24 protein-coding genes are annotated in these 26,852 nt (G+C 64.4%); 12 read left to right on the top strand and 12 right to left on the bottom strand.

What is annotated here, in order from left to right:
• Positions 1-48 precede the first annotated feature (48 nt).
• The 3 genes from ACFPOB_RS12490 to ACFPOB_RS12480 all read left to right on the top strand — a co-directional run bounded on the left by ACFPOB_RS12490 (position 49) and on the right by ACFPOB_RS12480 (position 2,435).
• Positions 49-420, top strand: a complete 372-nt coding sequence (locus tag ACFPOB_RS12490) for a carbohydrate ABC transporter permease (RefSeq protein WP_377798733.1) — start codon at positions 49-51, stop codon at positions 418-420.
• 41 nt (positions 421-461) lie between these two features.
• Positions 462-1,250 carry a carbohydrate ABC transporter permease gene (locus tag ACFPOB_RS12485; protein WP_377798732.1) on the top strand — a complete coding sequence of 263 codons (789 nt, stop codon included), beginning with the start codon at positions 462-464 and terminating at the stop codon, positions 1,248-1,250.
• A gap of 363 nt (positions 1,251-1,613) precedes the next feature.
• Positions 1,614-2,435, top strand: a complete 822-nt coding sequence (locus ACFPOB_RS12480; protein WP_377798730.1) for a hypothetical protein — start codon at positions 1,614-1,616, stop codon at positions 2,433-2,435.
• Positions 2,436-2,587: 152 nt separating this feature from the next.
• Here ACFPOB_RS12480 and ACFPOB_RS12475 read toward each other — a convergent pair whose 3' ends face one another.
• Positions 2,588-3,001 carry a cupin domain-containing protein gene (locus tag ACFPOB_RS12475; protein WP_377798728.1) on the bottom strand — a complete coding sequence of 138 codons (414 nt, stop codon included), beginning with the start codon at positions 2,999-3,001 and terminating at the stop codon, positions 2,588-2,590.
• A 93-nt stretch (positions 3,002-3,094) separates the two neighbouring features.
• On the opposite strand from ACFPOB_RS12475, the gene ACFPOB_RS12470 reads away from it, so the two are divergent.
• The gene (locus ACFPOB_RS12470; protein ID WP_377798726.1) at positions 3,095-3,997 is read left to right on the top strand and encodes a LysR family transcriptional regulator; all 903 of its coding nucleotides are present in this window, start codon (positions 3,095-3,097) and stop codon (positions 3,995-3,997) included.
• A gap of 399 nt (positions 3,998-4,396) precedes the next feature.
• Here the strand turns inward: ACFPOB_RS12470 and ACFPOB_RS12465 are convergent, their stop codons facing one another.
• The 4 genes from ACFPOB_RS12465 to ACFPOB_RS12450 form a co-directional block, all read right to left on the bottom strand.
• Entirely contained in the window at positions 4,397-4,522 is a 126-nt protein-coding gene (locus ACFPOB_RS12465; protein WP_377798750.1) for a hypothetical protein, read from the bottom strand.
• 6 nt (positions 4,523-4,528) lie between these two features.
• Positions 4,529-5,041 (bottom strand): tripartite tricarboxylate transporter TctB family protein, encoded by a 513-nt coding sequence (locus ACFPOB_RS12460; RefSeq protein ID WP_377798725.1) that lies wholly within the window; start codon positions 5,039-5,041, stop codon positions 4,529-4,531.
• Positions 5,042-5,141: 100 nt separating this feature from the next.
• Positions 5,142-6,164, bottom strand: coding sequence for a Bug family tripartite tricarboxylate transporter substrate binding protein (locus ACFPOB_RS12455; protein ID WP_377798723.1), 1,023 nt, complete (start codon positions 6,162-6,164; stop codon positions 5,142-5,144).
• A gap of 86 nt (positions 6,165-6,250) precedes the next feature.
• Positions 6,251-7,765 carry a tripartite tricarboxylate transporter permease gene (locus ACFPOB_RS12450; protein WP_377798721.1) on the bottom strand — a complete coding sequence of 505 codons (1,515 nt, stop codon included), beginning with the start codon at positions 7,763-7,765 and terminating at the stop codon, positions 6,251-6,253.
• A 266-nt stretch (positions 7,766-8,031) separates the two neighbouring features.
• On the opposite strand from ACFPOB_RS12450, the gene ACFPOB_RS12445 reads away from it, so the two are divergent.
• From ACFPOB_RS12445 to ACFPOB_RS12415, 7 genes are all read left to right on the top strand, one after another.
• Positions 8,032-8,718, top strand: coding sequence for a GntR family transcriptional regulator (locus ACFPOB_RS12445; protein ID WP_092154672.1), 687 nt, complete (start codon positions 8,032-8,034; stop codon positions 8,716-8,718).
• A 62-nt stretch (positions 8,719-8,780) separates the two neighbouring features.
• Positions 8,781-10,517 (top strand): oxalyl-CoA decarboxylase, encoded by a 1,737-nt coding sequence (gene oxc / locus ACFPOB_RS12440; protein ID WP_377798719.1) that lies wholly within the window; start codon positions 8,781-8,783, stop codon positions 10,515-10,517.
• Positions 10,518-10,531: 14 nt separating this feature from the next.
• The gene (frc, locus tag ACFPOB_RS12435) at positions 10,532-11,806 is read left to right on the top strand and encodes a formyl-CoA transferase (protein WP_092154677.1); all 1,275 of its coding nucleotides are present in this window, start codon (positions 10,532-10,534) and stop codon (positions 11,804-11,806) included.
• 547 nt (positions 11,807-12,353) lie between these two features.
• The gene (locus ACFPOB_RS12430; protein WP_377798716.1) at positions 12,354-14,528 is read left to right on the top strand and encodes an acetate--CoA ligase family protein; all 2,175 of its coding nucleotides are present in this window, start codon (positions 12,354-12,356) and stop codon (positions 14,526-14,528) included.
• Positions 14,529-14,820: 292 nt separating this feature from the next.
• On the top strand, positions 14,821-16,017 hold the full coding sequence (gene sucC / locus ACFPOB_RS12425; protein WP_377798715.1) for an ADP-forming succinate--CoA ligase subunit beta: 1,197 nt from the start codon (positions 14,821-14,823) through the stop codon (positions 16,015-16,017).
• Between the two features lie 123 nt (positions 16,018-16,140).
• A complete protein-coding gene (gene sucD / locus ACFPOB_RS12420) occupies positions 16,141-17,070 on the top strand; it encodes a succinate--CoA ligase subunit alpha (RefSeq protein WP_377798713.1) in 930 nt (309 codons plus the stop codon).
• Positions 17,071-17,217: 147 nt separating this feature from the next.
• On the top strand, positions 17,218-17,973 hold the full coding sequence (locus tag ACFPOB_RS12415) for a GntR family transcriptional regulator (RefSeq protein ID WP_092154683.1): 756 nt from the start codon (positions 17,218-17,220) through the stop codon (positions 17,971-17,973).
• An 8-nt stretch (positions 17,974-17,981) separates the two neighbouring features.
• Here the strand turns inward: ACFPOB_RS12415 and ACFPOB_RS12410 are convergent, their stop codons facing one another.
• The 5 genes from ACFPOB_RS12410 to gcl are packed head-to-tail and all read right to left on the bottom strand — an operon-like array spanning position 17,982 to position 23,426.
• Positions 17,982-18,812 (bottom strand): fumarylacetoacetate hydrolase family protein, encoded by an 831-nt coding sequence (locus tag ACFPOB_RS12410; RefSeq protein WP_377798712.1) that lies wholly within the window; start codon positions 18,810-18,812, stop codon positions 17,982-17,984.
• 16 nt (positions 18,813-18,828) lie between these two features.
• A complete protein-coding gene (locus ACFPOB_RS12405; RefSeq protein ID WP_377798710.1) occupies positions 18,829-19,884 on the bottom strand; it encodes a 2-dehydropantoate 2-reductase in 1,056 nt (351 codons plus the stop codon).
• A 20-nt stretch (positions 19,885-19,904) separates the two neighbouring features.
• Positions 19,905-20,795: a 2-hydroxy-3-oxopropionate reductase gene (locus ACFPOB_RS12400; RefSeq protein WP_377798709.1), complete on the bottom strand. Its 891-nt coding sequence runs from the start codon at positions 20,793-20,795 to the stop codon at positions 19,905-19,907.
• 42 nt (positions 20,796-20,837) lie between these two features.
• Positions 20,838-21,623, bottom strand: coding sequence for a hydroxypyruvate isomerase (gene hyi, locus ACFPOB_RS12395; RefSeq protein ID WP_377798707.1), 786 nt, complete (start codon positions 21,621-21,623; stop codon positions 20,838-20,840).
• A gap of 30 nt (positions 21,624-21,653) precedes the next feature.
• Positions 21,654-23,426: a glyoxylate carboligase gene (gene gcl / locus ACFPOB_RS12390; protein ID WP_377798705.1), complete on the bottom strand. Its 1,773-nt coding sequence runs from the start codon at positions 23,424-23,426 to the stop codon at positions 21,654-21,656.
• A 241-nt stretch (positions 23,427-23,667) separates the two neighbouring features.
• Here gcl and bhcR point away from each other — a divergent pair, with 241 nt between their 5' ends.
• Complete coding sequence (bhcR, locus tag ACFPOB_RS12385) at positions 23,668-24,498, top strand: HTH-type transcriptional regulator BhcR (protein WP_377798703.1); 831 nt, start codon at positions 23,668-23,670, stop codon at positions 24,496-24,498.
• Here bhcR and sucD (ACFPOB_RS12380) read toward each other — a convergent pair.
• A complete protein-coding gene (gene sucD, locus ACFPOB_RS12380; RefSeq protein WP_377798702.1) occupies positions 24,495-25,376 on the bottom strand; it encodes a succinate--CoA ligase subunit alpha in 882 nt (293 codons plus the stop codon). The two genes, bhcR and sucD (ACFPOB_RS12380), sit on opposite strands and share 4 nt — an antisense overlap.
• A 3-nt stretch (positions 25,377-25,379) precedes the next feature.
• Positions 25,380-26,549, bottom strand: a complete 1,170-nt coding sequence (gene sucC / locus ACFPOB_RS12375) for an ADP-forming succinate--CoA ligase subunit beta (RefSeq protein WP_377798700.1) — start codon at positions 26,547-26,549, stop codon at positions 25,380-25,382.
• Between the last annotated feature and the right edge of the window lie 303 nt (positions 26,550-26,852).

Below are 26,852 nucleotides of genomic sequence, written 5' to 3'. Positions count from 1 at the left end.
CGATGATCTGCTCTTCCGTGAATCGTGAGGGGCGCATCGTCCGTCTCCGTGAGTGACGGACTCTACTCAAATCTGGAGGAAGATCAGGGTCTCAGGTCAGATGCCGCCGCCGTGGATGGAGCCGACGGACCGCTCGCCCGCTTCGGTCTCGTCACGATGCCGCTGCTTGGGCCAGTTGGCATGTTCGTGCTGATCGTACTGGCGGTCAGAGCCTTCGAGACGTTCGACACCGTGAAGGTCCTGACGCAGGGAGGGCCCGGACAAGCATCGGAAATGCTGCTTCACACGCTCTATGTGGAGAGCTTCGAATTCTTGCGAACCGGGTACGGTGCGGCGATCGGAGTCGTCTTCCTCGTTATCGTCACCACGCTGACGTTGACGCAAGCGAAGATTTTCGACAAGCGAGTGCATTACCAATGACACGCAGATACATACCGCTTGCGGCAGCTGGGCGTCACCTGATGCTTTTCACAACGGCATTTCTCATCTCGATACCGTTTTTATGGATGGTGTCGTTGTCGTTGAAACCGCCAGGCGAGGTATTTCGAAGCGGCTTCTCGTTTCTTCCTGAACAGTGGCATGCTTTCGAGAACTATCGAGCCGCTCTCACCTCGGTGCCCTTGCCGCGCTTCCTTCTCAATGGCGTCCTGATCTGCTCGACGATTCTGGTCTGCCAGATCGCGGTCTGCGCGCCGGCCGCCTACGCGCTCGCCAAGCTGGAGTTTCGCGGGCGCCAGGCCATGTTCGTGCTGGTCCTCGTCGCCCTGCTCATTCCGCACCAGGTTTTGGCGCTGCCATTGTTCGTTCTCTGCTGGCAACTCGGAATCCTCAATTCGTTCGCTGCGCTCGTTCTACCGTTCGTCGTCTCGCCTTTCGGCATCTTTCTTTTTCGTCAGTTCTTCCGCTCCATTCCCGATGATATCATCCACGCCGCCCGGCTCGATGGATTCTCCGAAATCGCCATCGTGTTCCGTATCATGCTGCCTATGGCTTGGCCGGCCGCCCTGTCCTTCGGGATCTTGTCGGTTGTGTCGCATTGGAATGATCTGTTCTGGCCCTTGATCGCCGTCCGCGACCAACATCTGATGCCGCCGACACTTGGCGTGATCGCATTTCGCAATGAGGAATCTGGCAACGATCTGGGGCCGTTGATGGCTGGAGCCACGCTCGTTGTGGCGCCGCTGGTGCTCGCGTTCCTCGCCGCGCAAAAGTGGTTCGTCGAAGGTCTCACCGCCGGGGGGGTCAAGTGAAACTCGTTGTAACTAACGCCATGCAACAGGCTTTCGAGTCGCTCTCTCGAGGGAGCGCGGATCGAAACAGCGCCGCCGGTGCGCCGATTTGCTGCCGGCTCGTTCCTACGTTCAGCCATTTTAGAAATCATGCCAATATTTCAATTACATAGGAGTTCGCAGTTCTATCCTGAATGGCGCGCCACTTTGATTTTATCATGACATGATGCGCCGGTCTTGGTCACAGACGGGTCATTTCTGCGCTGCGATGGGACCGACAGAAAACGCCCCGCGCTAGTCTCCAAGCCACTCTCCGGCTCTTGGGCGACTTTTTGATGTTGCTGAGTATTGCGAGATTTGACAGCTCCGTCCGAGGACATTGCGATGATGAATCTCTTGCCGACGCTTTCCACGCATGACTTGGACAGGGAACTGAAGAAGCCAGAAAGGCTCCGCCTCCATCCGTCGCGTGGGGCCACCGATGCTTATGGCATCGAGATTCTCGGGGCTCCGTTTGACCACATAAATCGAAATGCCCGCATCGTAATCGTTGGAGTGACGCCCGGTCCAACCCAGGCGCGACGCAGCTATGACGCCGTGCGGGCAGCCGCCGTCAAGGGAATTGACCCCCAAGCCGATCTTGAAAGAATAAAGGCCGAGGCATCATTTCGCGGCAACGTAATAGAACCAAATCTAAAGTCACTCTTGGAACATGGCGGCTTGGCCGAAAGCGCCGGCATCGAGGACATCGACAACCTTTGGACCAAAGAAGCGTCCAAGGTCCATTTCACCTCAACCATCCGATACCCGACCTTCATCAACGGTAAGCTGTTCAACAACCAAATCGACTCTCTCGAACATCCGGAACTCAGGAAGTACGTGGAAACCTATCTCGCCGAGGAACTTGCTAGCGTACCAACCGATGCCGACATCGTGGCGCTTGGCCAAAAAGGCCCGAGGATCGTCCGCCACGCAGCCCGCGCCGCAGGGATCGACTCAAGACGCGTTGTGGCACTTCCTCATCCGTCAGGCAGTGCGACTGGTGCAGTGCGCGATTTCTTATCGAAAAATAAGACGAGAAGCGTCCGGCCCTGCCGCTGCATGCTTTGTGATCGCACCCGCATCCCCAAAGGATGGGACCTATCCAGCCGTTTTGAGATGCACGATTTGGTTCACGGAACGGGCAGCTCGCAAAGGGCGGGTTAGTTGCGTCTCGAATTACAGAGGACCGGCAATGACATAGCGGTGCCCAGTTTCATCCTCTCCGGTGCGCCAATCTTAACCGTCTGTCTTTCGTTTGGTTTTCTTCTCCGCGACGAACCAGGCTGAGAATCCTATGCCAGCAAATGGACGCCGGTTCAGCGCGGATGGGCCGGATCGGCGAACGGCTCATCGGGCTCGCAGACATAGAACAGCGCCATACGTGCCGGCACATCACCCTTGTTGCGGCCCGTCATGTTGACCACCGCAGGCTCGACGAAGACCTGGCCTGCCTCGATATCGACCGGATCGCGGCCATCGAGTTCAAGCGTGAAGGTTCCCTCGAGCATATAGACGGTCACCGGATGACGATGTGAATGGTAAGGCGTAACATCGCCCGGCAGCAGGGTGGCGAACAGAACCCTGATTTCCTGATCCTGCGCTACCGGCATCCCTTGCACTGTCTCGCGGTACAGCGGCGTGAGCTTTGCCATTCCACTGTCCTGCACGCTGCGTGTGACGCCGACCGTTAGGGCGGCCGTCATGGTTTCAACATCCGATTTCTCGTACATGGCTTTTCTCCCGCTGCTCTTTCGGGAAGGCTAGGGCGTTCCATGTCCTGGCGGCAGCAGCGAGTCTGCAAAAGCCTCGCGCAAAAGTGCATAATGGCCGCCATGTTCGACTGGAGCGATCTGCGCCACCTGATTGCCGTGTCACGGTTCGGCAGCACGCTTGCTGCAGCAAAGGCGCTTGGCGTCAATCAGTCGACTGTCCATCGCAGACTGTTGGAGCTTGAGCGGCGCATCGGTCTCGGCCTCGTGAAGCGGCAGCCGGCGGGATACCGCCTGACCGAGTTGGGCGAAGCACTGATCGGCGACGTCGCAGCCGTCGAAGTCGCCGTCGCACAGCTCGAACGAAAGATCGGCGCGCTGAAGCTCGACCTGACAGGAACCATTCGCCTGACCTGCCCGGAACCGGTGATGCCGCGCATTGCCGCATCGGGCCTGCTCGACCGTTTCCATGCCGGCTATCCCGGCCTTTCCGTGGAATTCGTCACCAGCGATCGCTATCTGGACCTGACCAAGGGCGAGGCCGATGTCGCCTTCCGCTCCGGCGAGCCTGTCGATGACAGCCTCGTGGGCCGCAAGATCTGCGATTCGGTATGGGCCATCTACGCAAGCCGGAACTACATTCAGCAGCACGGCCGGCCCCGGAGCATCCCAGACCTGTCTGCACATGCACTGATCGGGTTCGACGGCATCATGCAGAATCACCGCGTCGCCAAATGGCTGCCTACGGCGGTTCCGGACGCCCACATTGTCAGCCGCAGTTCCAGCATGCTGGGCGTCGTATCATCGGTGAAGGCCGGCATCGGCGTCGCGCCGCTGCCGACGACGCTCGGCGATGCCGAGGACACGCTCGTTCAAGTGCTGCCGCCGGTCCCCGAACTGACCCGAAGCTGGTATCTGCTCACCCCGCCCGACCTGCGCAGGACGCCGCGCATCGCCGCCTTTGTCGATTGTGTGCTGGACGACGTCCCGGCGCTGCGCCAAGCGCTCATCGGATAGGACTTACTGATGCAGGAATTCATATGGCAGACACATTGACATAGCGGCGCCCAGTTTCGTCCCCTCCGGCGCGCAAAAATTCCCTGCAATACGCCAGGCGACATGAAGCTGCGGCAGAAGATCCCCGGCCGACGCCCGAAGTTCATGATACTTGGTCGAAGGAGGCACGGATGAAGCTTTCGGTCATTCTGCTGGCGCTACGATCGGCTTGATCATGGGGAGCGCCGGCGAGGTTCGCGCCGTGGTCTACTGCCAGTACGTCAACGACCCTGTCGGCTGCATTGCCGCTCCCGCGTCGTCCTACGCCCTAGGCCGGTCGCCCGCGCCGCAGCCACTCGCGGCATTGGCGCGCCGGGGGTGGGCGTGCGGCCGGGAACCCGATGAACCGTGCTGGGCCGGTCAATTGCGCCGGACGACGCTGAGATCGGCCCTGATCAGGCTGGCACTGACCGCGAAGCCTTCGCCGCCGGCCGGCCCCTCCGCGACGCAGCGCCGGAGGGCCGCCTCGAACAGTTCGCGCAGCATAGACGGTCAATAGCCGAGCGCCGTCTCCAGCGGCCCCTTCGGCAGCGGCACCAGGAACCAAACCTCGAACATCATGAAATTGACGATCGCAATGCCGAGCGAGACCGCCAGAGCCTTCCACACCGCGAACTTGCCGAAGAACACCATGAAGGCGCCGATATAGATCGCGGCAGAAACGTAGATGCCGATATAGTTCGTCGCCAGCACGAAGACGACGGCCGGAACGAAGATCGCCGCCATGCGCTTGATGCCCGGAACAGTGGTCGCAACCTTCTCGCCCTCTGCCGTGTCCGGCAGCGCATGGGCCAGATTGATCAGCGAGGCGATGCCCATCGCCATGACGATGTAGAACGGGAACAGGCCGGGTTGCGGCCCCTCGTTCGGCTTCCAGGAAATGCCGAGGCGCAGGCTGTCGGTCATCACGATCGCCGCGACGATCAGGAAGAAGATCGCGACCGCGATGTCCAGTGTGCGATGGCTGACGAGCGGGCGTTCTTCGGCTTCTTCGTTGCTGCTCATTGTCTTGCTCCTGGCTGGCTTGTGTTCCCGGCGCGTCGGCTTCATGACGGTTGGCTGATCGGAGCGCGATCCCTGGCGCCGCGCTCCGCTGCTCTCGGGCTCACTGGGTCGCGAGGAAGCCGGCCTTTTTCATCAAGTCGGAATGCAGCGCCTCCGCAGTGGTCAGCCACTTTTCGAAATCGGGGCCGGTCATGAAGGTCTGGTTGAAGGCGCCCTTTTCCATGAACTCCTTCCAGTCCGGCGTTCCCATCACCTTCTTGAGCAGATCGACATAGAAGGCGACCTGCTCGGGCTTGGCGTTCTTGGTGGTGAAGATGCCGCGCAGCATCTGGTACTCGACCGGCAAACCCGATTCCTTGCAGGTCGGAATGTCGCTCCAGGCTTCCTTCTCGGTGACCTTGGCGGTGTAGGTCGAGCGCTGCGCATCGAAGATGCAGAGCGGACGCAGTTGGCCAGCACGCCATTGGCCGACGGCCTCGATCGGGTTGTTCACGGTCGAGTCGACATGGTTGCCGACGAGTTGAACCGCGACCTGACCGCCGCCGGCATAGGGCACGTAGGTGAACTTCTTACCGCCTGTCTGCTGCTCGACCGCCGCCGTGACGATCTGGTCTTCCTGCTTCGAACCGGTGCCGCCCATCTTGAAGGCCCGGTCGTCGCCGGCTTTCACCGCGTCGATATAGTCCTTCGTCGTCTTGTAAGGCTTCTCGCTGTTCGTCCACAGGATGAACTGGTCGAGCGCCAGCATCGCGACCGGCTTCATGTCCTTCCAGTTGAAGGGCGAGCCGGTGCCGAGCGGCGTCGTGAAGACGTTCGACAGGGTGATGGTGATCTTGTGCGGATCGTTGGCGCTGGCCTTCATCTCCAGGAAGCCTTCGGCGCCGGCACCGCCCGCCTTGTTGATCACGATCAGCGGCTGCTTCATCAGGCTGTGCTTCTGGACGACGCCCTGGATGAAGCGCGCCATCTGGTCGGCACCGCCGCCGGTACCCGCTGGGATGACCAGCGTCACGGGCTTGCTCGGTTCCCATTTCTGCTGCGCCAGGGCTGGCGCGGTCAGGCAGGCGCTCGCCGCCAGCGCTATCGCAATTGTCCTTGCCTTAGACACTCCCGTCCGGATCATCACGCTTCCTCCCTTGAGGCGGCTTTGGTGCCGCGTTGGTAAAGTCATGAAGGCGAATAGCTTGCGGAAACCGGCCCGCGCGGGTCTCAGGCTGCGCGGGCGACGGCGTTGTTGCTCGAGAGTTTGGTGCGCAGCGCCTGCAGGGCCGGCCAGAACGCCATCAGCAGGCCGAGCGTCATGATCCCGCCACAGAGCCAGTTCGACCAGAACACGCCGACATTGCCCTGCGAGACCAGCATGGCCTGGCGGAAGGAGCTCTCCGCCTGGTCGCCGAGCACCGGCGCCAGCACGAGCGGCGGCAGCGGATAGCGCAGCTTGTTGAACAGGTAGCCCATCACGCCGAAGACCAGCATCATCCAGACATCGAACATCGCGTTGTTCACGGTGAAGGCACCGATGGCACACACGAAGACGATAGCCGGCGCGATGATCGAGAAAGGCACGCGCAGGATCGCGGCGAAAAAGGGCACGCAGGTCAGCACCATGATGAGGCCGACGACGTTGCCGAGATACATCGAGGCGATCAGGCCCCAGACGAAATCCTTCTGCTCGACGAAGAGCAGCGGGCCGGGCTGCAGACCCCAGATCAGCAGGCCGCCGAGCAGCACCGCCGCGGTCGGCGAGCCCGGGATGCCGAGCGTCAGCATCGGCAGCAGCGCGCTCGTGCCGGCGGCGTGGGCGGCGGTCTCCGGCGCCACCACGCCCTCGAGCTCGCCCTTGCCGAAATTGTCGCCCCGCTTCGATAAGCGCTTGGCGATGCCGTAGCCCATGAAGGAGGCCGGTGTCGCGCCGCCGGGCGTGATGCCCATCCAGCAACCCACGATGCAGCTGCGCAGAAAGGTCAGCCACATCCCCGGCAGCTGCTTCCAGGTGCGGATGACCGCGTCCATGCGCAGCTTTGCGGCGGCGCCGTTGAACTTCAGCCCGTCCTCCATCGAGCAGAGGATCTCGCCGATGCCGAACAGGCCGATGACGGCGACGAGGAACTTGAAGCCGTTCAGCAGCTCGTCCTGCCCGAAGGTCATCCGGAGGGTGCCGGTCACGCCGTCGAGCCCGACGGAGGCGAGCGCGAAGCCGAGACACATCGAGGCGATCGTCTTGAACGGCGAGCCCCGGCCCATGCCGATGAAGCTGGCGAAGGTGAGGAACTGCACCGCGAAGAACTCGGCTGGACCGAATTTCAAGGCGAATTTCGCGACCACCGGCGCCAGGAAGGTGATCAGGCAGACGGCGAAGATGGCGCCGACGAAGGAGGCCGTGAAGGCGCCGACCAGCGCCTCGTCGGCCTTGCCGTTCTGCGCCATCGGGTGCCCATCGAAGGTCGTCGCCACCGACCAGGGCTCGCCGGGAATGTTGAACAGGATCGAGGTGATGGCGCCGCCGAACAGCGCGCCCCAGTAGATGCTGGTCAGCAGGATGATCGCCGAGGTCGGCGGCATGGTGAAGGTCAAAGGCAGGAGAATGGCGACGCCGTTTGCACCGCCGAGCCCCGGCAGAACGCCGATGACGACGCCGAGCGTGATGCCGATGACCATGAGCAGGATGTGATAGGCGCTGAGAGCAACGGCGAATCCGCCGAACAGGGCGTTCAGTTCATCCATAGCGCTTCGTCCCCATAAAATGGCCTTGTTCAGGGACCGCGCAATGACCAACGCAGAGCTGACTGGCCTTGTTTGAGTTAGCCTAGGATGAAACTGTTTGGCATGCAATATGCCATATTTGGATGCGGCGCAGCATAATAATTGCTGGGTTTCGGCCGTTGCGCCACCATTTCTTTCATTATATGGTATGCCAGAAACCACCGGACTGGGACGCATCCTGTGTCCGGGCGAGGCTCGGGTAAGGCAGAACGGAAATCAACGTCGCAATGATCAAGGCACAGCTTGAAATTCAGCCGATCGAGGAGGTGCAGAGCCTCAAGAGCCGCACCTATGAGGCGCTGAAGGCCGCGATCGGCGCGATGAAGATCTATGACGCCGGCGCCGAGCTGCGGCTCGACGAGCGCGCGCTCTCGCTCCAGTTCGGCGTCAGCCGGACGCCGCTGCGCGAGGCGCTGGCCCAGCTCGAGCAGGAAGGCCTGGTCAGGATCGCGCCCCGACGCGGCATCTTCATCGTGCGCAAAACCAAGGCCGAGATCCTCGAGATGATCACGGTCTGGGCCGCCCTCGAAAGCATGGCCGCCCGGCTCGCCACCGAAGTCGCCTCGGACGAGGAGATCGCCGGGCTGCACACCCTCGTCGACACCTTCGACAGCGACGCGCTCGAAGGGCATGTGGGCGAGTACTCCGACGCCAATATCCGCTTTCACGCGGCGATCATCGCCCTCTCGGGCTGCAAGCTCATCGCGGAGATCACCAACGGCCTGTTCACGCATGTGCGCGGCATCCGCCAGCGCACGATCTTCGAGAAGGACCGGGCCAGGCGCTCGATCGTCGATCACAAGGAGATCATCGAGGCCCTGGAGACCCGCAACGGCGAGCGCGCCGAGCGCCTCGTGCGTGAGCACACGCTCAAGCTGCGCCAGCACGTCGAACAATTCGTCCAGCTCGACTGAGCCGGACCAAGACCAACAAAGAAGAATTATCGACAACAAACATCCATCTAGGGAGAAGCGGGATGTCCGCAGTTGTACAAAGCATCTCTTCTGCCGCGCCGGAAGCTGAGCGCGAGCTGACCGACGGCTTCAACCTCATCATCGATGCGTTGAAGCTCAACGGCCTCGACACGATCTATGGCGTGCCGGGCATCCCGATCACCGATTTCGGCCGCATGGCGCAGGCGGCGGGCATTCGCGTGCTGTCGTTTCGCCACGAACAGAATGCCGGTTACGCCGCCTCGATCGCTGGCTTCCTCACCAAGAAGCCCGGCATCTGCCTCACCGTCTCGGCACCCGGGTTCCTCAACGGCCTGACCGCGCTCGCGCACGCGACCACGAACTGCTTCCCGATGATCCTGATCTCCGGCTCGTCGGAGCGTGAGATCGTCGATCTGCAGCAGGGCGACTATGAGGAGATGGACCAGCTCGCCGTCGCCAAGCCGCTGTGCAAGGCGGCGTTCCGCATCCTGCACGCGCAGGATATCGGCATCGGTCTGGCGCGCGCGATCCGGGCCGCGGTCTCCGGCCGGCCCGGCGGCGTCTATCTCGACCTGCCGGCCAAGCTGTTCGGCCAGGTGATGGACGCCGAGGAAGGCCGCAAGTCGCTGGTCAAGGTGATCGATGCCGCGCCGGCCCAGCTGCCGGCGCCGGACTCGGTCAAGCGCGCGCTCGACGTGCTAAAGGGGGCCAAGCGCCCGCTGATCATCCTCGGCAAGGGCGCGGCCTATGCCCAGGCCGACGACGAGATCCGCCAGTTCGTCGAAAGGAGCGGTATTCCCTTCCTGCCGATGAGCATGGCCAAGGGCCTGCTGCCGGATCTGCATCCGCAATGCGCCGGCGCGGCGCGCTCGACGGTGCTGAAGGATTCCGACGTCGTCATGCTGATCGGCGCTCGGCTCAACTGGCTGCTGTCGCACGGCAAGGGCAAGAGCTGGGGCGATCAGCCGAAGAAGTTCATCCAGATCGACATCGAGCCGAAGGAGATGGACTCCAATGTCGAGATCGTCGCCCCCGTGGTCGGCGATATCGGCTCCTGCGTCTCCGCGCTGCTCGCGGGCATGGGCGGCGCCTGGCCGGTGCCGCCGGCCGACTGGACCGCGGCCGTCGCCAGGAAGCGCGACGAGAACGTCGCCAAGATGGCGCCGCGCCTGATGAACAACAACGTGCCGATGGACTATCACGGTGCGCTCGGTGTGCTGCGTACGATCATCGCGGAGCGGCCTGACGCCATCCTGATCAATGAAGGCGCCAACACGCTCGACCTCGCGCGCGGCGTCATCGACATGCATCAGCCGCGCAAGCGTCTCGATGTCGGCACCTGGGGCGTGATGGGCATCGGCATGGGCTATGCCATCGCCGCCGCTGTCGAGACCGGCAAGCCCGTGCTCGCCGTCGAAGGCGATTCGGCCTTCGGCTTCTCCGGCATGGAGGTCGAGACGATCTGCCGGTACAACCTGCCGGTCTGCGTCGTCATCTTCAACAACAACGGCATCTATCGCGGCACCGACGTCAACACGGCTGGCGACGATCCGGCCACGACCGTCTTCGTCAAGGATGCCCGCTACGACCGCATGATGGAGGCGTTCGGCGGCGTCGGCGTCAACGCGGTCTCGCCCGACGAACTGAAGCGCGCCGTCAACGCCGCGATGGACAGCGGCAAGCCCACCCTGATCAACGCGGTGATCGACCCGACCGCTGGCAGCGAAAGCGGCCGCATCGGCAATCTCAATCCGCAAAGCGCACTCAAGAAGAAGTAAGGGAGGACTCAACAATGAAAGCGCTCGAAGGCGTCAAGATTCTCGATTTCACCCATGTCCAGTCAGGCCCGACCTGCACGCAGCTTCTCGCCTGGTTCGGCGCCGACGTGATCAAGGTCGAGCGTCCCGGCAGCGGCGACATTACGCGCGGCCAGCTCTGCGACGTGCCGGATGCCGACAGCCTCTATTTTACGATGCTGAACCACAACAAGCGTTCGATCACGCTCGACACCAAGAACCCCAAGGGCATGGAAGTGCTCTGGGAGATGGTGAAGGTCTGCGACGTCCTCGTCGAGAACTTCGCCCCCGGCGTGCTCGACCGCATGGGCCTGACCTGGGAGAAGATCCACGCCACCAATCCCCGGCTGATCGTCGCCTCGGTCAAGGGCTTCGGCCCCGGTCCCTATGAGGACTGCAAGGTCTACGAGAACGTCGCGCAATGCGCCGGCGGCGCCGCCTCGACCACCGGCTTCCGCGACGGCGTGCCGCTCGTCACCGGCGCCCAGATCGGCGATTCCGGCACCGGGCTGCATCTGGCGCTCGGCATCGTCACGGCGCTCTATCACCGCACCCATTCCGGCCTCGGCCAGAAGGTCGACTGCGCGATGCAGGACGGCGTGCTCAATCTCTGCCGCGTCAAGCTGCGCGACCAGCAGCGCCTCGAGCACGGCCCGCTGAAGGAATACAGCCAGTTCGGCGAGGGCGTGCCCTTCGGCGACGCCGTGCCGCGCGCCGGCAATGATTCCGGCGGCGGCCAGCCCGGCCGCATCCTCAAGTGCAAGGGCTGGGAGACCGACCCCAACGCCTACATCTACTTCATCACCCAGGCGCCTGTCTGGGAGAAGATCTGCGACGTCATCGGCGAGCCGGGCTGGAAGACCGATCCGAACTACGCCAAGCCGCCGGCTCGCCTGCCTCGGCTGAACGAGATCTTCGGGCGGATCGAGCAGTGGACCATGACCAAGACCAAGTTCGAGGCCATGGACCTCCTCAACGAATACGACATCCCCTGCGGGCCGATCCTGTCGATGAAGGAGATCGCCGAGGAGAAGTCGCTGCGCGACACCGGCACCGTGGTCGAGGTCGACCATCCCAAGCGCGGCAAGTACCTCTCGGTCGGCAATCCGATCAAGCTCTCCAACAGCCCGACCGTCGTGAAGCGCTCGCCGCTGCTCGGCGAGCACACCGACGAGGTGCTGCGCGACGTTCTGAAATTCGACGAGGCACGGATCGCCGCGATCACCGAGTCCGGCGCCACCGGCGCGCTGACCCGCGAGGCGGCGGAATAGCTCCCTCCGAGCCCTCGATGGCGACTATGGGCGGCGCTTTGGCAACGAGGTGCCGCCTCTTTTTCATGCGCGCATGGTTTCGCACCGAGAGCGAACGGTGCGGTGACCGCGCGGGAATTGACGCCCTCCATCAGGGCGACCCCCGAGGGCGCGTGGCAGAGCCTGGTGCAGCGGTCGGAATTGTTCGGCCGAAGCCGGTTCGCACCGGTTGCTGTAACAGATTGGCCTTCTCGTTCGAACCCTAGGCCGAGCCGACGCCCGCTTGCTGCGCCGTCATCCCGGCACTCGCGGCGAACCGGGAGGGCTTATTCGACAGATTCTGAGGTGCTATCACTGGCATTCATAATGCCAATTTATGACGCGTGGCAGAGTCGATTCGCATTGTCGGGCCCAATCCGTCGCTTCTCGTCACTAATCCCCTCTTGACAGTTGCGCTAATTGGCATGCCAAATACCAAACAAGAACCTCGGCCGGGCGGAACGCACCGAAGCACACGGGCAGCCCGCCGAAGGATCAGCAAATAAGATTCCACGGGAGGAAGCGCATCATGAATCACGCAGCCCTCAAGATGAATCCGCGCGAAACAGACGTCGACCAGGCAACGGTTCGCAAGGTCCTGGATGGCGTCAAGGCCGATGGCCGCACCAGTCTGACGGCTCCCGAAGCCAAGCTGGTCTGCGACGCCTACGACATCCCGCTGCCCAAGGAAGGCCTAGCCAAATCGGCCGATGAGGCCGCCAGGCTCGCCGGCGGCATGGGCTATCCCGTCGTCATGAAGATCGTGTCCGCCGACATCCTGCACAAGACCGATGCCGGCGGCGTGATCGTCGGCGTCAAGAGCGATGACGAGGCGCGCCGAGCCCATGACACCATCCTGGCCAATGCCAGGAAGTACAAGGCCGACGCCAAGATCGAGGGCATCCAGGTCCAGCAGATGCTGCCCACGGGCGCGACCGAGACGCTGATCGGCGCGATCACCGACCCCTCCTTCGGCAAGCTCGTCGCCTTCGGTCTCGGCGGCGTGCTCGTCGAGGTGCTGAAGGACCTGACCTTCCGCCTCGCTCCGGTCAACGAGGCGCAGGCGCTCGACATGATCGGCTCGATCAAGGCCAAGGAGATGCTCGACGGCGTGCGCGGTGGCGAAGCCGTCGACCGCGGCGCGCTCGCCTCGATCCTCGTCCAGGTCTCGGCGCTGCTCGACGATTTCCCGGAGATCGAGGAACTCGACCTCAACCCGGTCTTCGCGACCAAGTCCGGCGCGACCGCGGTCGACGCCCGCATCGTCTGCAATTTCGAGGCGCGCAAGGAACGCTTCCGCCCGGATCAGGATGAGATCGTCAGGGCGATGAACCGCATTTTCCACCCGAAGGCGGTGGCGGTGATCGGCGCCTCGAACGAGGCCGGCAAGATCGGCAATTCGGTGATGAAGAACCTGATCAATGGCGGCTACAAGGGCACAATCGTGCCCGTGCACCCGAAGGCCGACACGATCGAGGGCATCAAGGCCTACAAGTCGATCCTCGACTATGACGGCGAGGTCGATGTAGCTGTCTTCGCGGTGCCGGCCAAGCTCTGCAATGGCGCCATGGACGAGGTCGGCCGCAAGGGCGTGCCCGGCGCGGTGATGATCCCCTCGGGCTTTGCAGAGTCGGGCGAACCCGAGCTGCAGGAAGAGCTGCTGGCGACCGCCCGCAAGTACAATGTCCGGATCATGGGGCCGAACATCTACGGCTTCTATTATACGCCGGAAAACCTCTGTGCGACCTTCTGCACGGCCTTCGACGTCAAGGGCAAGGCGGCCCTGTCCTCGCAGTCCGGCGGCGTCGGCATGTCGATCATCGGTTTTGCCCGCTCGACCAAGATGGGCGTCTCCTCGATCGTCGGCCTCGGCAACAAGTCGGATCTCGACGAGGACGACCTCTTGACCTTCTTCGAGCAGGATCCAAACACCTCGGTGATCGCGATGCATTGCGAGGACCTGAAGGACGGCCGCGCCTTCTCCGAGGTCGCCGAGCGCGTCTCGAAGAAGAAGCCGGTGATCGTGCTCAAGGCCGGACGCACCGCCTACGGCGCCAAGGCTGCCGCCTCGCACACCGGCGCGCTCGCCGGCAACGACAAGATCTATGACGACATCCTCAAGGCGTCCGGCGTCATCCGCGCGCCCTCGCTGCGCGGCATGCTCGAATATGCCCGCGGCGTGCAGGTCCTGCCGGCGCCGAAGGGCGAGAACGTCCTGATCATCACCGGCGCCGGCGGCTCCGGCGTGCTGCTCTCGGACGCCTGCTTCGACAACGGCCTGACGCTGATGAAGATGCCGGAGGATCTCGACGCGGCGTTCCGCAAGTTCATCCCGCCCTTCGGCGCCGCCGGAAACCCGGTCGACATCACCGGCGGCGAGCCGCCGCTGACCTACCAGAACACGGTCCGGCTCGGCCTCAATGACGAGCGCATCCATGCGCTGATCCTCGGCTACTGGCACACGATCGTGACCCCGCCCCTGGTCTTCGCCGACAAGATGATCGAGGTCGTGACCGAGGCGCGCGCCAAGGGCATCGACAAGCCGATCGTCGCCTCGCTGGTCGGCGATGTCGAGGTCGAGAAGGCCTGCGAGAAGCTCTACGACCACGGCATCGTCGCCTATCCGTACACCACGGAGACGCCGGTCGAGGTGCTTGGCGCCAAGTACAAATGGGCGCGCGCAGCCGGCCTGATCAAGGGCTGAGCGACAGACACCGACACCGCCGACGCCCGGGCTCCGTCCAGCGCAGGCTGCACGCACAGCGTGACCGCCGCTCCCATCCGGCAGGAGGGAGCGGCCTAGAGCATGTTCCGCAAAAGTGCATACCACTTTTGCGATAAGGGCATGGTCAACATTATAGTTTTGCGCGAATTCTTTCCGTTCGATCGATGGTCGAACGGAAAGCGCGCAGACAAATCGTTCAAGGCTTCTGTTCCGATTGGCCGGCGCCGCGGAAAGGCCCGGTCGCTCTCCCCGAACTCCGAGAGAGATCGCGATGAACATCCATGAATATCAGGCGAAGGGATTGCTCAGGGAATTCGGCGTGCCCGTCCCGGACGGGTTCCCGGTATTGACGGCGGAGGATGCCGAAGCGGCGGCCAAGCAGCTGCGCGGCCCGGTCTGGGTGGTCAAGTCGCAGATCCATGCCGGCGGCCGCGGCAAGGGCACCTTCAAGGAGCCGGAGGCCGGCGAAAAGGGCGGCGTGCGCCTGGCGAAATCGGTGGACGAGGCCAAGGCCTTCGTCCAGCAGATGCTCGGCCACACGCTCGTCACCGTCCAGACCGGTCCGGCCGGCAAGCAGGTCAATCGGCTTTATATCGAGGACGGCTCGCTGATCGACCGGGAATTCTACCTCTCCATGCTGGTCGACCGCGAGACCTCGCGGATCTCCTTCGTGGTCTCGACCGAAGGCGGCATGGACATCGAGGCCGTCGCGCACGATACGCCCGAGAAGATCAAGACCTTTTCGGTCGATCCAGCGACCGGCATCATGCCGCTGCACGGCCGCACTGTCGCCGAGGCGCTGAACCTCTCCGGCGATCTCGCCAAGCAGGCTGAGGACCTGACCGCCAAGCTCTATGCGGCCTTCATCGCCAAGGACATGGCGATGCTCGAGATCAACCCGCTGATCGTCACCAAGGACGGCAAGCTGCGCTGCCTCGACGCCAAGATCGCCTTCGATGACAACGCGCTCTACCGGCATCCGGACGTCTACAAGCTGCGCGACGAGACAGAAGAGGACGCCAAGGAGATCGAGGCGTCGAAGTACGACCTCGCCTATATCGCGCTCGACGGCACGATCGGCTGCATGGTCAACGGCGCCGGCCTCGCCATGGCGACGCTCGACATCATCCAGCTCTATGGAGAATCGCCCGCCAACTTCCTCGACGTCGGCGGCGGCGCCTCCGAGGAGAAGGTCACCGCGGCCTTCAAGATCATCACCGCCGATCCGAAGGTGAAGGGCATCCTCGTCAACATCTTCGGCGGCATCATGAAATGCGACGTCATCGCCCGCGGCGTGATCGCGGCGGTCAAGGCCGTCGGCCTCGAGGTCCCGCTCGTCGTCCGTCTCGAAGGCACCAATGTCGAGGAGGGCAAGCAGATCATCCGCTCCTCCGGCCTCAACGTCATTCCCGCCGACGACCTCGACGACGCCGCCCAGAAGATCGTCACCGCCGTGCGCAAGAATTAGGGACGGGAAGAAAGCGCGGGAGCCGAGTTCCCGCACGGGCAATGCTCCAAACAACTAAAAACGATCACGCTTTTTGCGTTGAGACGAGCCCGCGCCAACGCGACGTGATCTAGGGGAAGAAACATGTCCATCCTGATCGACAAGGCCACAAAGGTCATCTGCCAGGGCTTCACCGGCAAGAACGGCACCTTCCACTCCGAGCAGGCGATCGCCTATGGCACGCGCATGGTCGGCGGCGTCGCTCCCGGCAAGGGCGGCCAGAGCCATCTCGGCCTGCCCGTGTTCAACACCGTCGCCGAGGCGCGCGCGAAGACCGGCGCCACCGCCTCCGTCGTCTATGTCCCGCCGCCGGGCGCAGCGGACGCGATCTGCGAGGCGATCGACGCCGAAGTCCCGCTGATCGTCTGCATCACCGAAGGCATCCCGGTGATGGACATGATCAAGGTCAAGCGCATGCTGAGCGGCTCGAAATCCCGCCTGATCGGGCCGAACTGCCCCGGCATCGTCACTGCCGGCGAGTCGAAGATCGGCATCATGCCGGCCAACATCTTCAAGCGTGGCTCGGTCGGCATCGTCTCGCGCTCGGGCACGCTGACCTATGAGGCGGTGTTCCAGACCAGCTGCGAGGGGCTGGGCCAGACGACGGCGGTCGGTATCGGCGGCGATCCGGTCAAGGGCACCGAGTTTATCGACATGCTCGAACTCTTCCTGGCCGATCCTGCGACCGAGTCGATCGTGATGATCGGCGAGATCGGCGGCTCGGCCGAGGAAGACGCGGCCCAGTTCATCAGGGATGAGGCCAAGCGCGGACGAGCCAAGCCGATAGTCGGCTTCATCGCCGGCCGGACGGCGCCTCCCGGCCGCCGCATGGGCCATGCGGGGGCGATCATTTCCGGCGGCAAGGGCGGTGCCGAGGACAAGATCGCGGCGATGGAAGCGGCCGGCATCCGGGTCTCGCCCTCGCCGGCGCGGCTTGGAAAGACGCTGGTCGAGCTGCTCAGCGGCGAGGTCGCCGTCAAGAAGCGCTGCGCCGAGATCGAATGGTCATTCTGATCCCGGCTGCGAGGTCCCAGCCGACGATCAGTCGATCCGACCTTCCCCTGTGGCGCCCGTAACCATCCGGACACAGGGCCTCCATTCCGGCTGCCGCTACGGCAATCAACTTTGCCCGCCGCGTAGACGCGGCGTGCCCCCGGCGCTATGCCCTGCAGCAATGCAGGAGTAGCGATCGTGAAAGCCCCCAGCGCCACCACCACACCCGCCGCCGTGACGCAGGGCCTCGAGCTCAAACGCTTCGCGCCCGAGGTGACCTTCAAGACCAAGGTCTATGCTGCGCTGAAGCAGGCGATCATCACCATGGACATCTACGGCACGCCGGAGCCGACCTGGATCGACGAGCGCCAGCTCTCGGAGCAGCTCGGCGTCAGCCGTACGCCGGTGCGCGAGGCCGTCGCGATGCTCGAGCAGGAAGGGCTGGTGAAGTCGCTGCCACGCCGTGGCATCATGGTCCTGAAGAAGACCAAGAGCGAGATCGTCGAGATGATCCAGGCCTGGGCGGCGCTGGAGAGCATGGCCGCGCGCCTCGCCGTAGAGCGTGCCAGCGATGCCGAGATCGGCAGGCTTCGCCTCTTGTTCAAGGCTTTCGACGAGGCACACAAGCCGTCCGACCATGTCGGCGAATACTCGTCGGCCAATCTTCTCTTCCATCAGACCCTGATCGGGCTGAGCAAATCGCAATTGCTCGTCGAGATGACCGACAATCTGCTGCTGCATGTACGTGGCATCCGCCAGATGACGATCGGGCGCGAGGACCGCGCCAGCCGCTCCATCGTCGACCATCTGCAGATCATCGAAGCGCTCGAGCAGCGCGACGTCGCTCTTGCGGAGCGCCTGTCGCGCGAACACACGCTGGGCCTCGCCGCCTTCGTCGACCAGCACGCCGACATCTTCGACTGAGATGCTTGTTAGCCGCCCTGCACGAAGACGTTGGCCAGCGTGCCGATGCCCTCGATCGTCACCTCGACCCGGTTGACCGGCTCCTTCATGGCGCCGACGCCAAGCGAGGTGCCACAGCAGACCAGATCCCCCGGCAGCAGCGTCATGTCATGGGAGAGCCGGCTGACGAGCTCGTGCGGCTGGAAGATCATGTCGGCGACCGGATAGTTCTGCCGCTCCTGGCCGTTCAGCAGCGTGCGAACCGTCAGGTCGCGCGGGTCGAGGCCGGTCGCGACCACCGGCCCGAACGGCCCGAAGCCGTCGAAGCTCTTCGCCCGCACCCATTGCGGGAAGGTCGGGTCGGCGGCGATCAGGTCGAGTGCCGTGATGTCGTTGACGCAGGTATAGCCGAAGATGAGTTCGCCGGCCTCCTGCGGGGTGACCCGACTGCAATTGCGGCCGATGACGATCCCGAGCTCGCCTTCATAGACGACCTTGCCGGCATAGGACGGCGGGCGCCTTACGGTGAAGCCCGGCGCCGCCGTGCAGGACGGCGCCTTCATCAGATAGAGCGGTTCCGCCGGCACCGGCATCCCGAGCTTGCCAGCGAGCGCGTGGAAATTATTCCAGAGCGCGATGATTTTGGAGGGCGTGCTTGGCGCCAGCAACGTCACCTCGTCGAACGGCACCCGCTCCCCGGTCGGCCGCGCACCGGCAAACATGTCGCCGCTATGGATCGCGATCGTCCCGCCGACAAGCGTGCCGAACCGCTCGCGGCCCGCATACGCAAAGCGCACCCAACGCACGCTCGCCTGCTTCGTCTCCGGCCATGCGGCCGTCTCGATGGTCGCGTTCAACATGGGCAGGTCCTTCCTGTCACGACGCCGCCAGCTGGAGCGGCCGCTCCTGTGCCGGTTCGGCCGCCCCCTCTCCGGCAAGCGCCTCGGGCGGAAAGGTCGGATACAGCCCCCTCACGCTCGCCATCTGCTGGACGAGCCCGAGCACGGCGTCGATGTAAGGCGTCGGTGTCTCGACGAGACGTCCCATCTCCTGAACCGCAGTGAGCAGAGCGTCGATCTCGAGCGGCCGGCCCTTGTCCAGATCCTGCAGCATCGAGGTACGGTGCCCGCCGACGCCTGCCGCGCCGTTGATCCGGCGCTCGACATCGACGCGGAAGTGGACGCCGAGCTTCTCGCCGATCGCCTGCGCCTCCAGCATCATGCTGCGGGCAAGCCCGCGGGTGCCGGGCTCGGTGGCGACGACGTCGAGCGTCGCACGGGTCAGCGCCGAGATCGGGTTGAAGCAGAGATTGCCCCAGAGCTTGAGCCAGATGTCGTCGCGGATATCGCTGAAGAGCCGCGGCGTCATGCCGCCGGCGGCGATCGCCTCGGCCAAGCGCGTCAGCCGGCCGCTCTCCTGGCGATTGGGCTCGCCCAGGCCGAACTGGTCGCCATAGACATGCTTGATCACGCCGGGCTCGATGATCTCGGTCGCCGGATAGACCGTGCAGCCGATCACGCGCTTGGGGCCGATCGCATTCCACTGCCGGTCGCCAGGATCGACGCTGCGCAGGCGCAGATCGGCATAGGCGCCGCCCAGCCCGTGGAAATACCACCACGGCACGCCGTTCTGAGCGGTGACGACGGCGGTGTCGGGCCCGAGCAGCGGCTTCAGATCCTCCGCAGCCTCCCAGGCCTGATGCGCCTTGAGCGCGATGATCACCACGTCCTGACGGCCGAGATCGCGTGGATCGCGGCTCGCCGGCATCTGCTCGGTGAACGTCTCGGTCTTGGTGACGAGGGTCAGGCCCTTGGCGTTGATCGCCTCCAGATGGGCGCCGCGCGCCACGAGCGAGACGTCGAGGCCGCCGCGCTTGAGCATCACGCCCATATAGCCGCCGATCGCGCCGGCGCCGTAGATGCAGATCTTCATGGGCCTCCCCTTTCTTGCTTTTAGGACGTCGCGACCTGGTGGTTCGCCATGATCTCCAGCGCCCGCACCATGGCTGAGTGATCCCAGTCCTTGCCGCCATGGGCGACGCAGGCGTTGAACAGCTCTTGCGCCGTCGCCGTGTTCGGCAGCGAGACGCCGAGCGAACGCGCCGTCGACAGGGCCAGATTCAGGTCCTTCTGGTGCAATCCGATGCGGAAACCCGGATTGAAGGTGCGCTTGACCATGCGCTCGCCATGGATCTCGAGGATCTTCGAGGAAGCGAAGCCGCCCATCAGCGCCTGGCGCACCTTGGCGGGGTCCGCCCCCGCCTTGGAGGCGAACAGCAAGGCCTCGCCGACCGCCTCGATGGTCAGGGCTACGATGATCTGGTTGGCGACCTTGGTGGTCTGCCCGTCGCCATTGCCGCCGACCAGCGTGATGTTCTTGCCCATCAGCTCGAACAGCGGCTTGACCGTGTCGAACGCGCCTTGCGGCCCGCCGACCATGATGGTGAGGCTTGCCGCCTTGGCGCCGACCTCGCCGCCCGACACCGGTGCGTCGAGATAGGACGAGCCGTTCGCCTCGACCCGCTTCGCGAACTCCTTCGTCGCCATTGGCGAGATCGAGCTCATGTCGACGACGATGCTGCCCTTGTTCAGGCCGAGCGCCACGCCATCGGTGCCGAACAGCACCTCTTCGACCTGCGGGGTGTCGGGCAGCATCAGGATGACGATCTCGCTCGCCGCCGCGACCGCCTTCGGCGTCGGGTGGACTGTGACCGCCTTGGCCTGCAGCTCGGCATCCGGCGCCTTGTGATGGCTCGATATGTGCAGCGTATGGCCGCCCGTGATCAGGTGCTCCGCCATGGGGCGGCCCATGATGCCGAGGCCGATGAAACCGATATTCGCCATGCTTTCGTATCCTCCGCTCGACTGACGCGCCGACCGTCTCCGTCACGCAGCCTTCGGGTGTCCCGGCAGCCAGGTCAGGCCGTCGCGGGTGCTGCGGGCGGGCTTGTATTCGCAGCCGATCCAGCCGGCGTAGCCGATGGCGTCGAGATGCCGGTACAGGAACGGGAAGTTGATCTCGCCGGTGCCGGGCTCGTTGCGGCCGGGATTGTCGGCGATCTGGATATGGGCGATCCGGTCGAGATTGGCCTCGATCGTGCGGGCGAGATCCCCCTCCATGACCTGCATGTGATAGACGTCGTACTGCAAGAAGACATTGCTTGAATCGACGTCGTCGAGCAGGCTCAGCGCCTGCGCCGTGCTGTTCAGGAAGAAGCCCGGCATGTCGCGCGTGTTGATCGGCTCGACCAGCAGCGCGATACCCTCCTGCGACAGCTCATGCGCGGCAAAGCGCAGATTGTTGACCAGCGTCTCGTGCAGCCTGGCATGCTCGACGCCCTGCGGTGCAATGCCGGCAAGGCAGTTGACCTGCCTGCAACCCAGCTTGAGGGCGTAGTCGATCGCATCGAAGACGCCGTGCTGGAACTCGGTGATCCGGTCGGGCAGGATCGCGATGCCGCGCTCGCCCGCGGCCCAGTCGCCGGCGGGCAGGTTGTGCAGCACCTGGGTCAGCTTCCAGCGCTTCAGCCGGCCCGCCAGCTCGTATTTATCGTAGCCATAGGGGAACAGGTACTCGACACCGCTAAAGCCGGCTTCCGCCGCCGCCTGGAAGCGCTCCAGGAAGGGCAGCTCGTTGAACAGCATCGTCAGGTTGGCAGCAAAGCGAGGCATGGGTCTCTCCCTGGCGTAGACTGATCGGGCTTACTGGGCGGGCTGCAGCGCGGGCGCAGGCAGAGGCAGGTCGAGCACCTCCTCGAACTCCACGACATTGTCGATCTCGGTGCCCATGGCGATGTTGGTGACCCGTTCGAGGATGAACTCCATCACCACCGGAACCTGGTGCTCCTGGAGCCAGGCCCTGGCCTGGGCGAAGGCGGCCTTGAACTCGTTCGGACTCTTGACCCGGATCGCCTTGCAGCCGAGCCCCTCGGCGACCGCGACATGATCGACGCCATAGCCGTCGAGATCGGGCGCGTTGATGTTCTCGAAGGCGAGCCCGACCTGGAAATCCATATCGAAGCCGCGCTGGGCCTGGCGGATCAGGCCGAGATAGGAGTTGTTCACAACGATGTGGATGTAGGGCAGCTTGAACTGCGCCCCGACCGCGAGCTCCTCGATCAGGAACTGGAAGTCGTAGTCACCCGAGAGCGCTACGATCTCGCGCTCGGGATCGGCGGCGCGCACGCCGAGCGCTGCCGGCAAGGTCCAGCCGAGCGGGCCGGCCTGGCCGCAATTGATCCAGTGTCGCGGATTGTGGACGCGCAGGAACTGGGCGCCGGCGATCTGCGACAAGCCGATGGTCGAGACGTAGCAGACGTCGCGTCCGAAGGCCTCGTTTATCTCCTCATAGACCCGCTGCGGCTTCAGCGGCACGGTGTCGAAATGGCTCTTGCGCAGCATGGTGGCGCGCCGGTCGCGGCAGTCCTGCGCCCAGCCGTTGCGGTTCTTCAGCAGCCCCTTCCCTTCCCGCTCGCGCGCCACCTCGAGGAAGAGCTCCAGCGCCGCCTTCGCATCGGAGACGATGCCGAAATCCGGATTGAAGACCCGGCCGATCTGGGTCGGCTCGATGTCGACATGGACGAATTTTCGGCCCTTGGTGTAGGTCTCGATCGAGCCGGTATGGCGATTGGCCCAGCGGTTGCCGATGCCCAGGACGAAATCCGAGGCGAGCATCGTCGCGTTGCCGTAGCGATGGCTGGTCTGCAGCCCGACCATGCCGGCCATCAGCGGGTGGTCATCGGGAATCGCGCCCCAACCCATCAGCGTCGGCACCACCGGAACGCCGGTGAGCTCGGCGAATTCGACCAGAAGGTCCGAAGCATCGGCGTTGATGATGCCGCCGCCGGCGACGATCAGCGGCCGCTCGGCGCCGTCCAGCATCGCCATCGCTTTTTCGATCTGGCGGCGCGAGGCGGCCGGCTTGTAGACCGGCAGCGGCTCATAGGTCTCGTCGTCGAACTCGATCTCGGCCATCTGGACGTCGACCGGCAGGTCGATCAGCACTGGGCCCGGACGGCCCGAGCGCATGATGTGGAAAGCCTGCTGGAAGACGCGCGGCACCAAAGCCGGCTCGCGCACGGTCACGGCCCATTTGGTCACCGGCTTGGCGATGGCCTCGATGTCGACGGCCTGGAAATCCTCCTTGTAGAGCCGGGCGCGCGGCGCCTGGCCGGTGATGCACAGGATCGGGATCGAGTCGGCGATCGCCGAATAGAGGCCGGTGATCATGTCGGTGCCGGCCGGGCCGGAGGTGCCGATGCAGACGCCGATATTGCCTGCCTTGGCCCGGGTATAGCCCTCCGCCATATGCGAGGCGCCCTCGACATGGCGCGCCAGGATGTGGTGGATCGACTCACGGCTCTTCAGCGCAGCGTAGAGCGGGTTGATCGCCGCGCCTGGCACGCCGAAGGCCTGGGTCACGCCCTCACGTTCCAGAACCCTGACCGCCGCCTCGACGGCTCGCATTTTCGGCATGCCCGTTCTCCCGCAAGAAAACCTCGATTGGCATACCAAATTCCAGATGAGTGCCTCGGTCAATTTATTTCAGAATATTTTTTCAATATGTGACAGAAAATACTAATCTCTTTAAAATCAGTATCTTGACATAATTTCAAAGCGGCTTGATTTCGATCGTGCAAAATAATTTCGCTTTGATTTGGCAACGACGGGTGACCTGTGTTCTGCTACCGTCCTCGCGTCGGTCACGGAGAGAGCCATGAGCCTGGGCGAGCAACGCAAGGGACGGGGACGACCACGCTCGCTGAAGCCGGCGCTCGCCGGTGGGGCGGTGCAGGCGCTCGATCGCGGGCTGGCCTTGCTTGAGATCCTCGCCGACGAGGACGGCCTGACGCTGAGCGAACTCGGCCGGCGCTCCGGCGTCTCGGCTTCGACGGCGCACCGCATCCTGCTGACGCTGGAGAGCCGCGCTTACGTCCAGCACGATATGGAGCGCGGCATCTGGCTGGTCGGTGTCGGCGCCTTCAAGACCGGCTCGGCCTTCCTGCGCAACCGCCGCGTCGCGAGCATGGGACGCGCCACCATGCATGCGCTGATGGAGGCCAGCGGCGAGACGGTCAATCTCGGCATCGAGGACAATGGCGAGGTGGTGTTCATCTCGCAGGTCGAGAGCCACGATACGCTGCGCGCCTTCTTCCGGGCCGGCAGCCGCGGCGCGATGCATGCCTCCGGCGTGGGCAAGGCGTTGCTGGCCGAACTCCCCGAGCACCGCGTGCGCCAGATCTGCGCCTTGCGGCGTCTCGAGCGCTTCACGGATCATACGATCACCGATCTCGGCCGCTTCCTGCGCGAGCTGGCGGAGGGCCGCCGGCGCGGCTGGGCGCTTGACGACGAGGAACGCTCGCTGGGCATGCGCTGCGTCGCCGCCCCGATCTTCAACGAGCATGCCGAGGCGATCGCTAGCGTCTCCATCTCCGGGCCGTCGGTCCGCGTGACCCCGCGCAAGCTCGACGAATACGGGCCGATGGTGCGGCGCGCTGCCGACGAGATCACCCTCTCGATCGGCGGAAGGCTGCCGCAACGCGACTAACTCCTCTCGGCGAGCGCCTGCCGGACGGTCTCGCCGACCAGATGGGCGCTCGGCGCGATCCGCACGCCGGCAGCCTCCAGCGCCCTGATCTTGCCGGCAGCATCGCCCTTTCCGCTCAAAGCGAGCGCACCGGCATGGCCCATGCGTCGATCCAGCGGCGCCTCCAGGCCGACGATCAGCGCGATGACGGGCTTCGACGTCCGGGCGCCGGCGAGATACTCGGCCGCCTCCTCCTCCTCCGTGCCACCGATCTCGCCGATCAACACCACACATTCGGTATCGGCATCCTCCAGCAGGAGTTCGAGGCATTCGCGCATACCAATGCCATGGATCGGATCGCCGCCGACGCCGATCGTCGTAGACTGGCCGAGCCCTGCGGCGGTGACCTGCGCCACGACCTCGCTCGTCAACGAGGCAGACCGGGAGATGATGCCGACACCGCCCGGGCGTTCACTGCCGGTGGCCATCACGCCGAGCTTGCCGACGCCCGGCACCAGGATTCCCTGCGAATTGGCGCCGACCAATGTGGTGCGCCCGCCCTTCAGCGCCGAACGCACCCGCACCATGTCCAGGGTCGGAATGCGCTCGGTGACGGTGACGACCAGCGGCATCTCGGCCTCGATCGCCTCGATCATGGCGGCAGCCGCGTTGGCTGGCGGCACGAAGACGATGCTGGCATTGGCCCCGGTCTCGCGCCGCGCGTCCGCCACGCGCTCATAGACCGGCAGGTTCAGATGCGAGCGGCCGCCCTTGCCCGGCGTCACGCCGCCGACGACCTGGGTGCCATATTCCATCATCCGCGCCACATGGTACGTGCCGGCCCAGCCGGTCATGCCCTGGCAAAGCACGCGGGTCTCGCGGTTCAGAAAGACGGCCATGACTCAGGCTCCCTTCTGCGACAGCGCGACCGCCTGCGAGGCGGCGGTCCACATGTCCGGGCAATCGATCACCGCGCAGCCGAAATTGCGCAGGCGCGAGCGGGCGAAATCGGCGTTGTTGCCGGCCAGCCGCACCACCAGCGGCAAGGACCGGCCGCTGCGCCGCAGGGCGATGCCGAGCCCCTCGGCGATGGTGTCGCAGGGCTGCATGCCGCCGCCATGGACGTTGACCAGGATCGCGCGCGTCGCCGGGTTGTCGAGCAGCAGACGGAAGCCCTGGGCGATGTCGAGGCTGTTCGCGGTGGTCCTGATGTCCATGAAGTTGGCCGGCCGCCCCTTGGCCGCGACGAGCATGTCGAGCGTGGCGAGGCCGAGCCCGGCGCCATTCGCGACGATTCCGATCGTGCCGTCGAGCTGGACATAGTTGAGCTGATGGCGCTGCGCCTGCAACTCGGCAGCGCTGGTGTCGTCCTCGTCGCGCAGCGCCGCCAGTTCCGGATGCCGAAACAACGCGTTGTCGTCGAGCATCATCTTGACGTCGAGCGCGACGAGGGAGCCTGTCGCAGTCACGGCCAGCGGGTTGATCTCGATCAGACTGGCGTCGAGCTCGCCGAAGGCGCGCCGGAGACTATCGATCAGCGCACAGCCCTGCTCGTGCAGCGCACCCTCGAGCCCGAGCGCCGTGGCGAAGGCCGCCACCTCCTGCGTCCGCGCCTCGCTGCCGGAGCCGAGACCGAGCCGGTTGAGCAGGATTTCGCCGCGCGCCGCCTGCTCCTCGATATCCACGCCGCCTCTGGCACTGCCGATCAGCGTCAGCTCGCCCGAAGAGGCATCGATCAGCAAGGCGAGATGAAGCTCGCGCACCGCGGCAATCGCGGTTTCGACGAGGACGCGCCTGACCTTCTGGCCGGTTGGCCCGGTCTGCGCGGTCACCAGCGACATGCCGAGCAAATCGCGAGCAACAGCTGCGGCGGCAGCAGGATCGCCGGCCGGCTGAACGCCACCGGCGCGCTGGCGCCCGCCGGCATGGATCTGCGCCTTGACCAGCACCGGACCGCCGAGACGCCGGGCGACCTGGCCGGCCTCGCCAGCCTGGATCGCGACGCCGCCTGCCGGCACCTGCAGGCCGTAACGAGCGAGGAGCTGCTTCGCCTGGAATTCATGGATTCTCACGACCCGGTCCTCCGCGAGCACACGGCAGCAGGCACTGCTATCTGGCATACATTATGCCAGAAAGATGCGCATGACAATGGGATCGACTTTTGACAGCAGGAGGGAACCGGTCGGCGTCACGATCGAGGCCGGCGACGTCGTTTTTCGATCTCGATAGGCTCCTGCTTTATCCGCTGCAGCTCGCCTTTGGCAGGACGCCGACCACAGCCAGGACCACGCTGACCGGCCCTTGTTCCAGTGCCGACGCGTCTCGGACGATCAATGCCGGCTACGATCTCAAGCATCCCTTCATCGCCTCGGAAG

Origin of the sequence: Allobosea eneae (genome assembly GCF_042657265.1) — a bacterium.
GTDB lineage: Bacteria > Pseudomonadota > Alphaproteobacteria > Rhizobiales > Beijerinckiaceae > Allobosea > Allobosea eneae.
This window is presented reverse-complemented; position numbering and strand designations above follow the sequence as displayed.

Coding starts and splice junctions, on each gene's coding strand:
- ACFPOB_RS12400 (WP_377798709.1), bottom strand. CDS start 20,795: ATGGCGAATATCGGTTTCATCGGCCTCGGCATCATGGGCCGCCCCATG.
- frc (WP_092154677.1), top strand. CDS start 10,532: ATGAAAGCGCTCGAAGGCGTCAAGATTCTCGATTTCACCCATGTCCAG.
- ACFPOB_RS12470 (WP_377798726.1), top strand. CDS start 3,095: ATGGCCGCCATGTTCGACTGGAGCGATCTGCGCCACCTGATTGCCGTG.
- ACFPOB_RS12450 (WP_377798721.1), bottom strand. CDS start 7,765: ATGGATGAACTGAACGCCCTGTTCGGCGGATTCGCCGTTGCTCTCAGC.
- ACFPOB_RS12455 (WP_377798723.1), bottom strand. CDS start 6,164: ATGATCCGGACGGGAGTGTCTAAGGCAAGGACAATTGCGATAGCGCTG.
- gcl (WP_377798705.1), bottom strand. CDS start 23,426: ATGCCGAAAATGCGAGCCGTCGAGGCGGCGGTCAGGGTTCTGGAACGT.
- ACFPOB_RS12405 (WP_377798710.1), bottom strand. CDS start 19,884: ATGAAGATCTGCATCTACGGCGCCGGCGCGATCGGCGGCTATATGGGC.
- ACFPOB_RS12465 (WP_377798750.1), bottom strand. CDS start 4,522: ATGCTGCGCGAACTGTTCGAGGCGGCCCTCCGGCGCTGCGTCGCGGAG.
- ACFPOB_RS12485 (WP_377798732.1), top strand. CDS start 462: ATGCTTTTCACAACGGCATTTCTCATCTCGATACCGTTTTTATGGATG.
- ACFPOB_RS12430 (WP_377798716.1), top strand. CDS start 12,354: ATGAATCACGCAGCCCTCAAGATGAATCCGCGCGAAACAGACGTCGAC.
- bhcR (WP_377798703.1), top strand. CDS start 23,668: ATGAGCCTGGGCGAGCAACGCAAGGGACGGGGACGACCACGCTCGCTG.
- sucD (WP_377798702.1), bottom strand. CDS start 25,376: ATGGCCGTCTTTCTGAACCGCGAGACCCGCGTGCTTTGCCAGGGCATG.
- sucC (WP_377798715.1), top strand. CDS start 14,821: ATGAACATCCATGAATATCAGGCGAAGGGATTGCTCAGGGAATTCGGC.
- oxc (WP_377798719.1), top strand. CDS start 8,781: ATGTCCGCAGTTGTACAAAGCATCTCTTCTGCCGCGCCGGAAGCTGAG.
- ACFPOB_RS12415 (WP_092154683.1), top strand. CDS start 17,218: ATGCCCTGCAGCAATGCAGGAGTAGCGATCGTGAAAGCCCCCAGCGCC.
- ACFPOB_RS12460 (WP_377798725.1), bottom strand. CDS start 5,041: ATGAGCAGCAACGAAGAAGCCGAAGAACGCCCGCTCGTCAGCCATCGC.
- ACFPOB_RS12475 (WP_377798728.1), bottom strand. CDS start 3,001: ATGTACGAGAAATCGGATGTTGAAACCATGACGGCCGCCCTAACGGTC.
- ACFPOB_RS12445 (WP_092154672.1), top strand. CDS start 8,032: ATGATCAAGGCACAGCTTGAAATTCAGCCGATCGAGGAGGTGCAGAGC.
- ACFPOB_RS12480 (WP_377798730.1), top strand. CDS start 1,614: ATGATGAATCTCTTGCCGACGCTTTCCACGCATGACTTGGACAGGGAA.
- ACFPOB_RS12410 (WP_377798712.1), bottom strand. CDS start 18,812: ATGTTGAACGCGACCATCGAGACGGCCGCATGGCCGGAGACGAAGCAG.
- hyi (WP_377798707.1), bottom strand. CDS start 21,623: ATGCCTCGCTTTGCTGCCAACCTGACGATGCTGTTCAACGAGCTGCCC.
- sucD (WP_377798713.1), top strand. CDS start 16,141: ATGTCCATCCTGATCGACAAGGCCACAAAGGTCATCTGCCAGGGCTTC.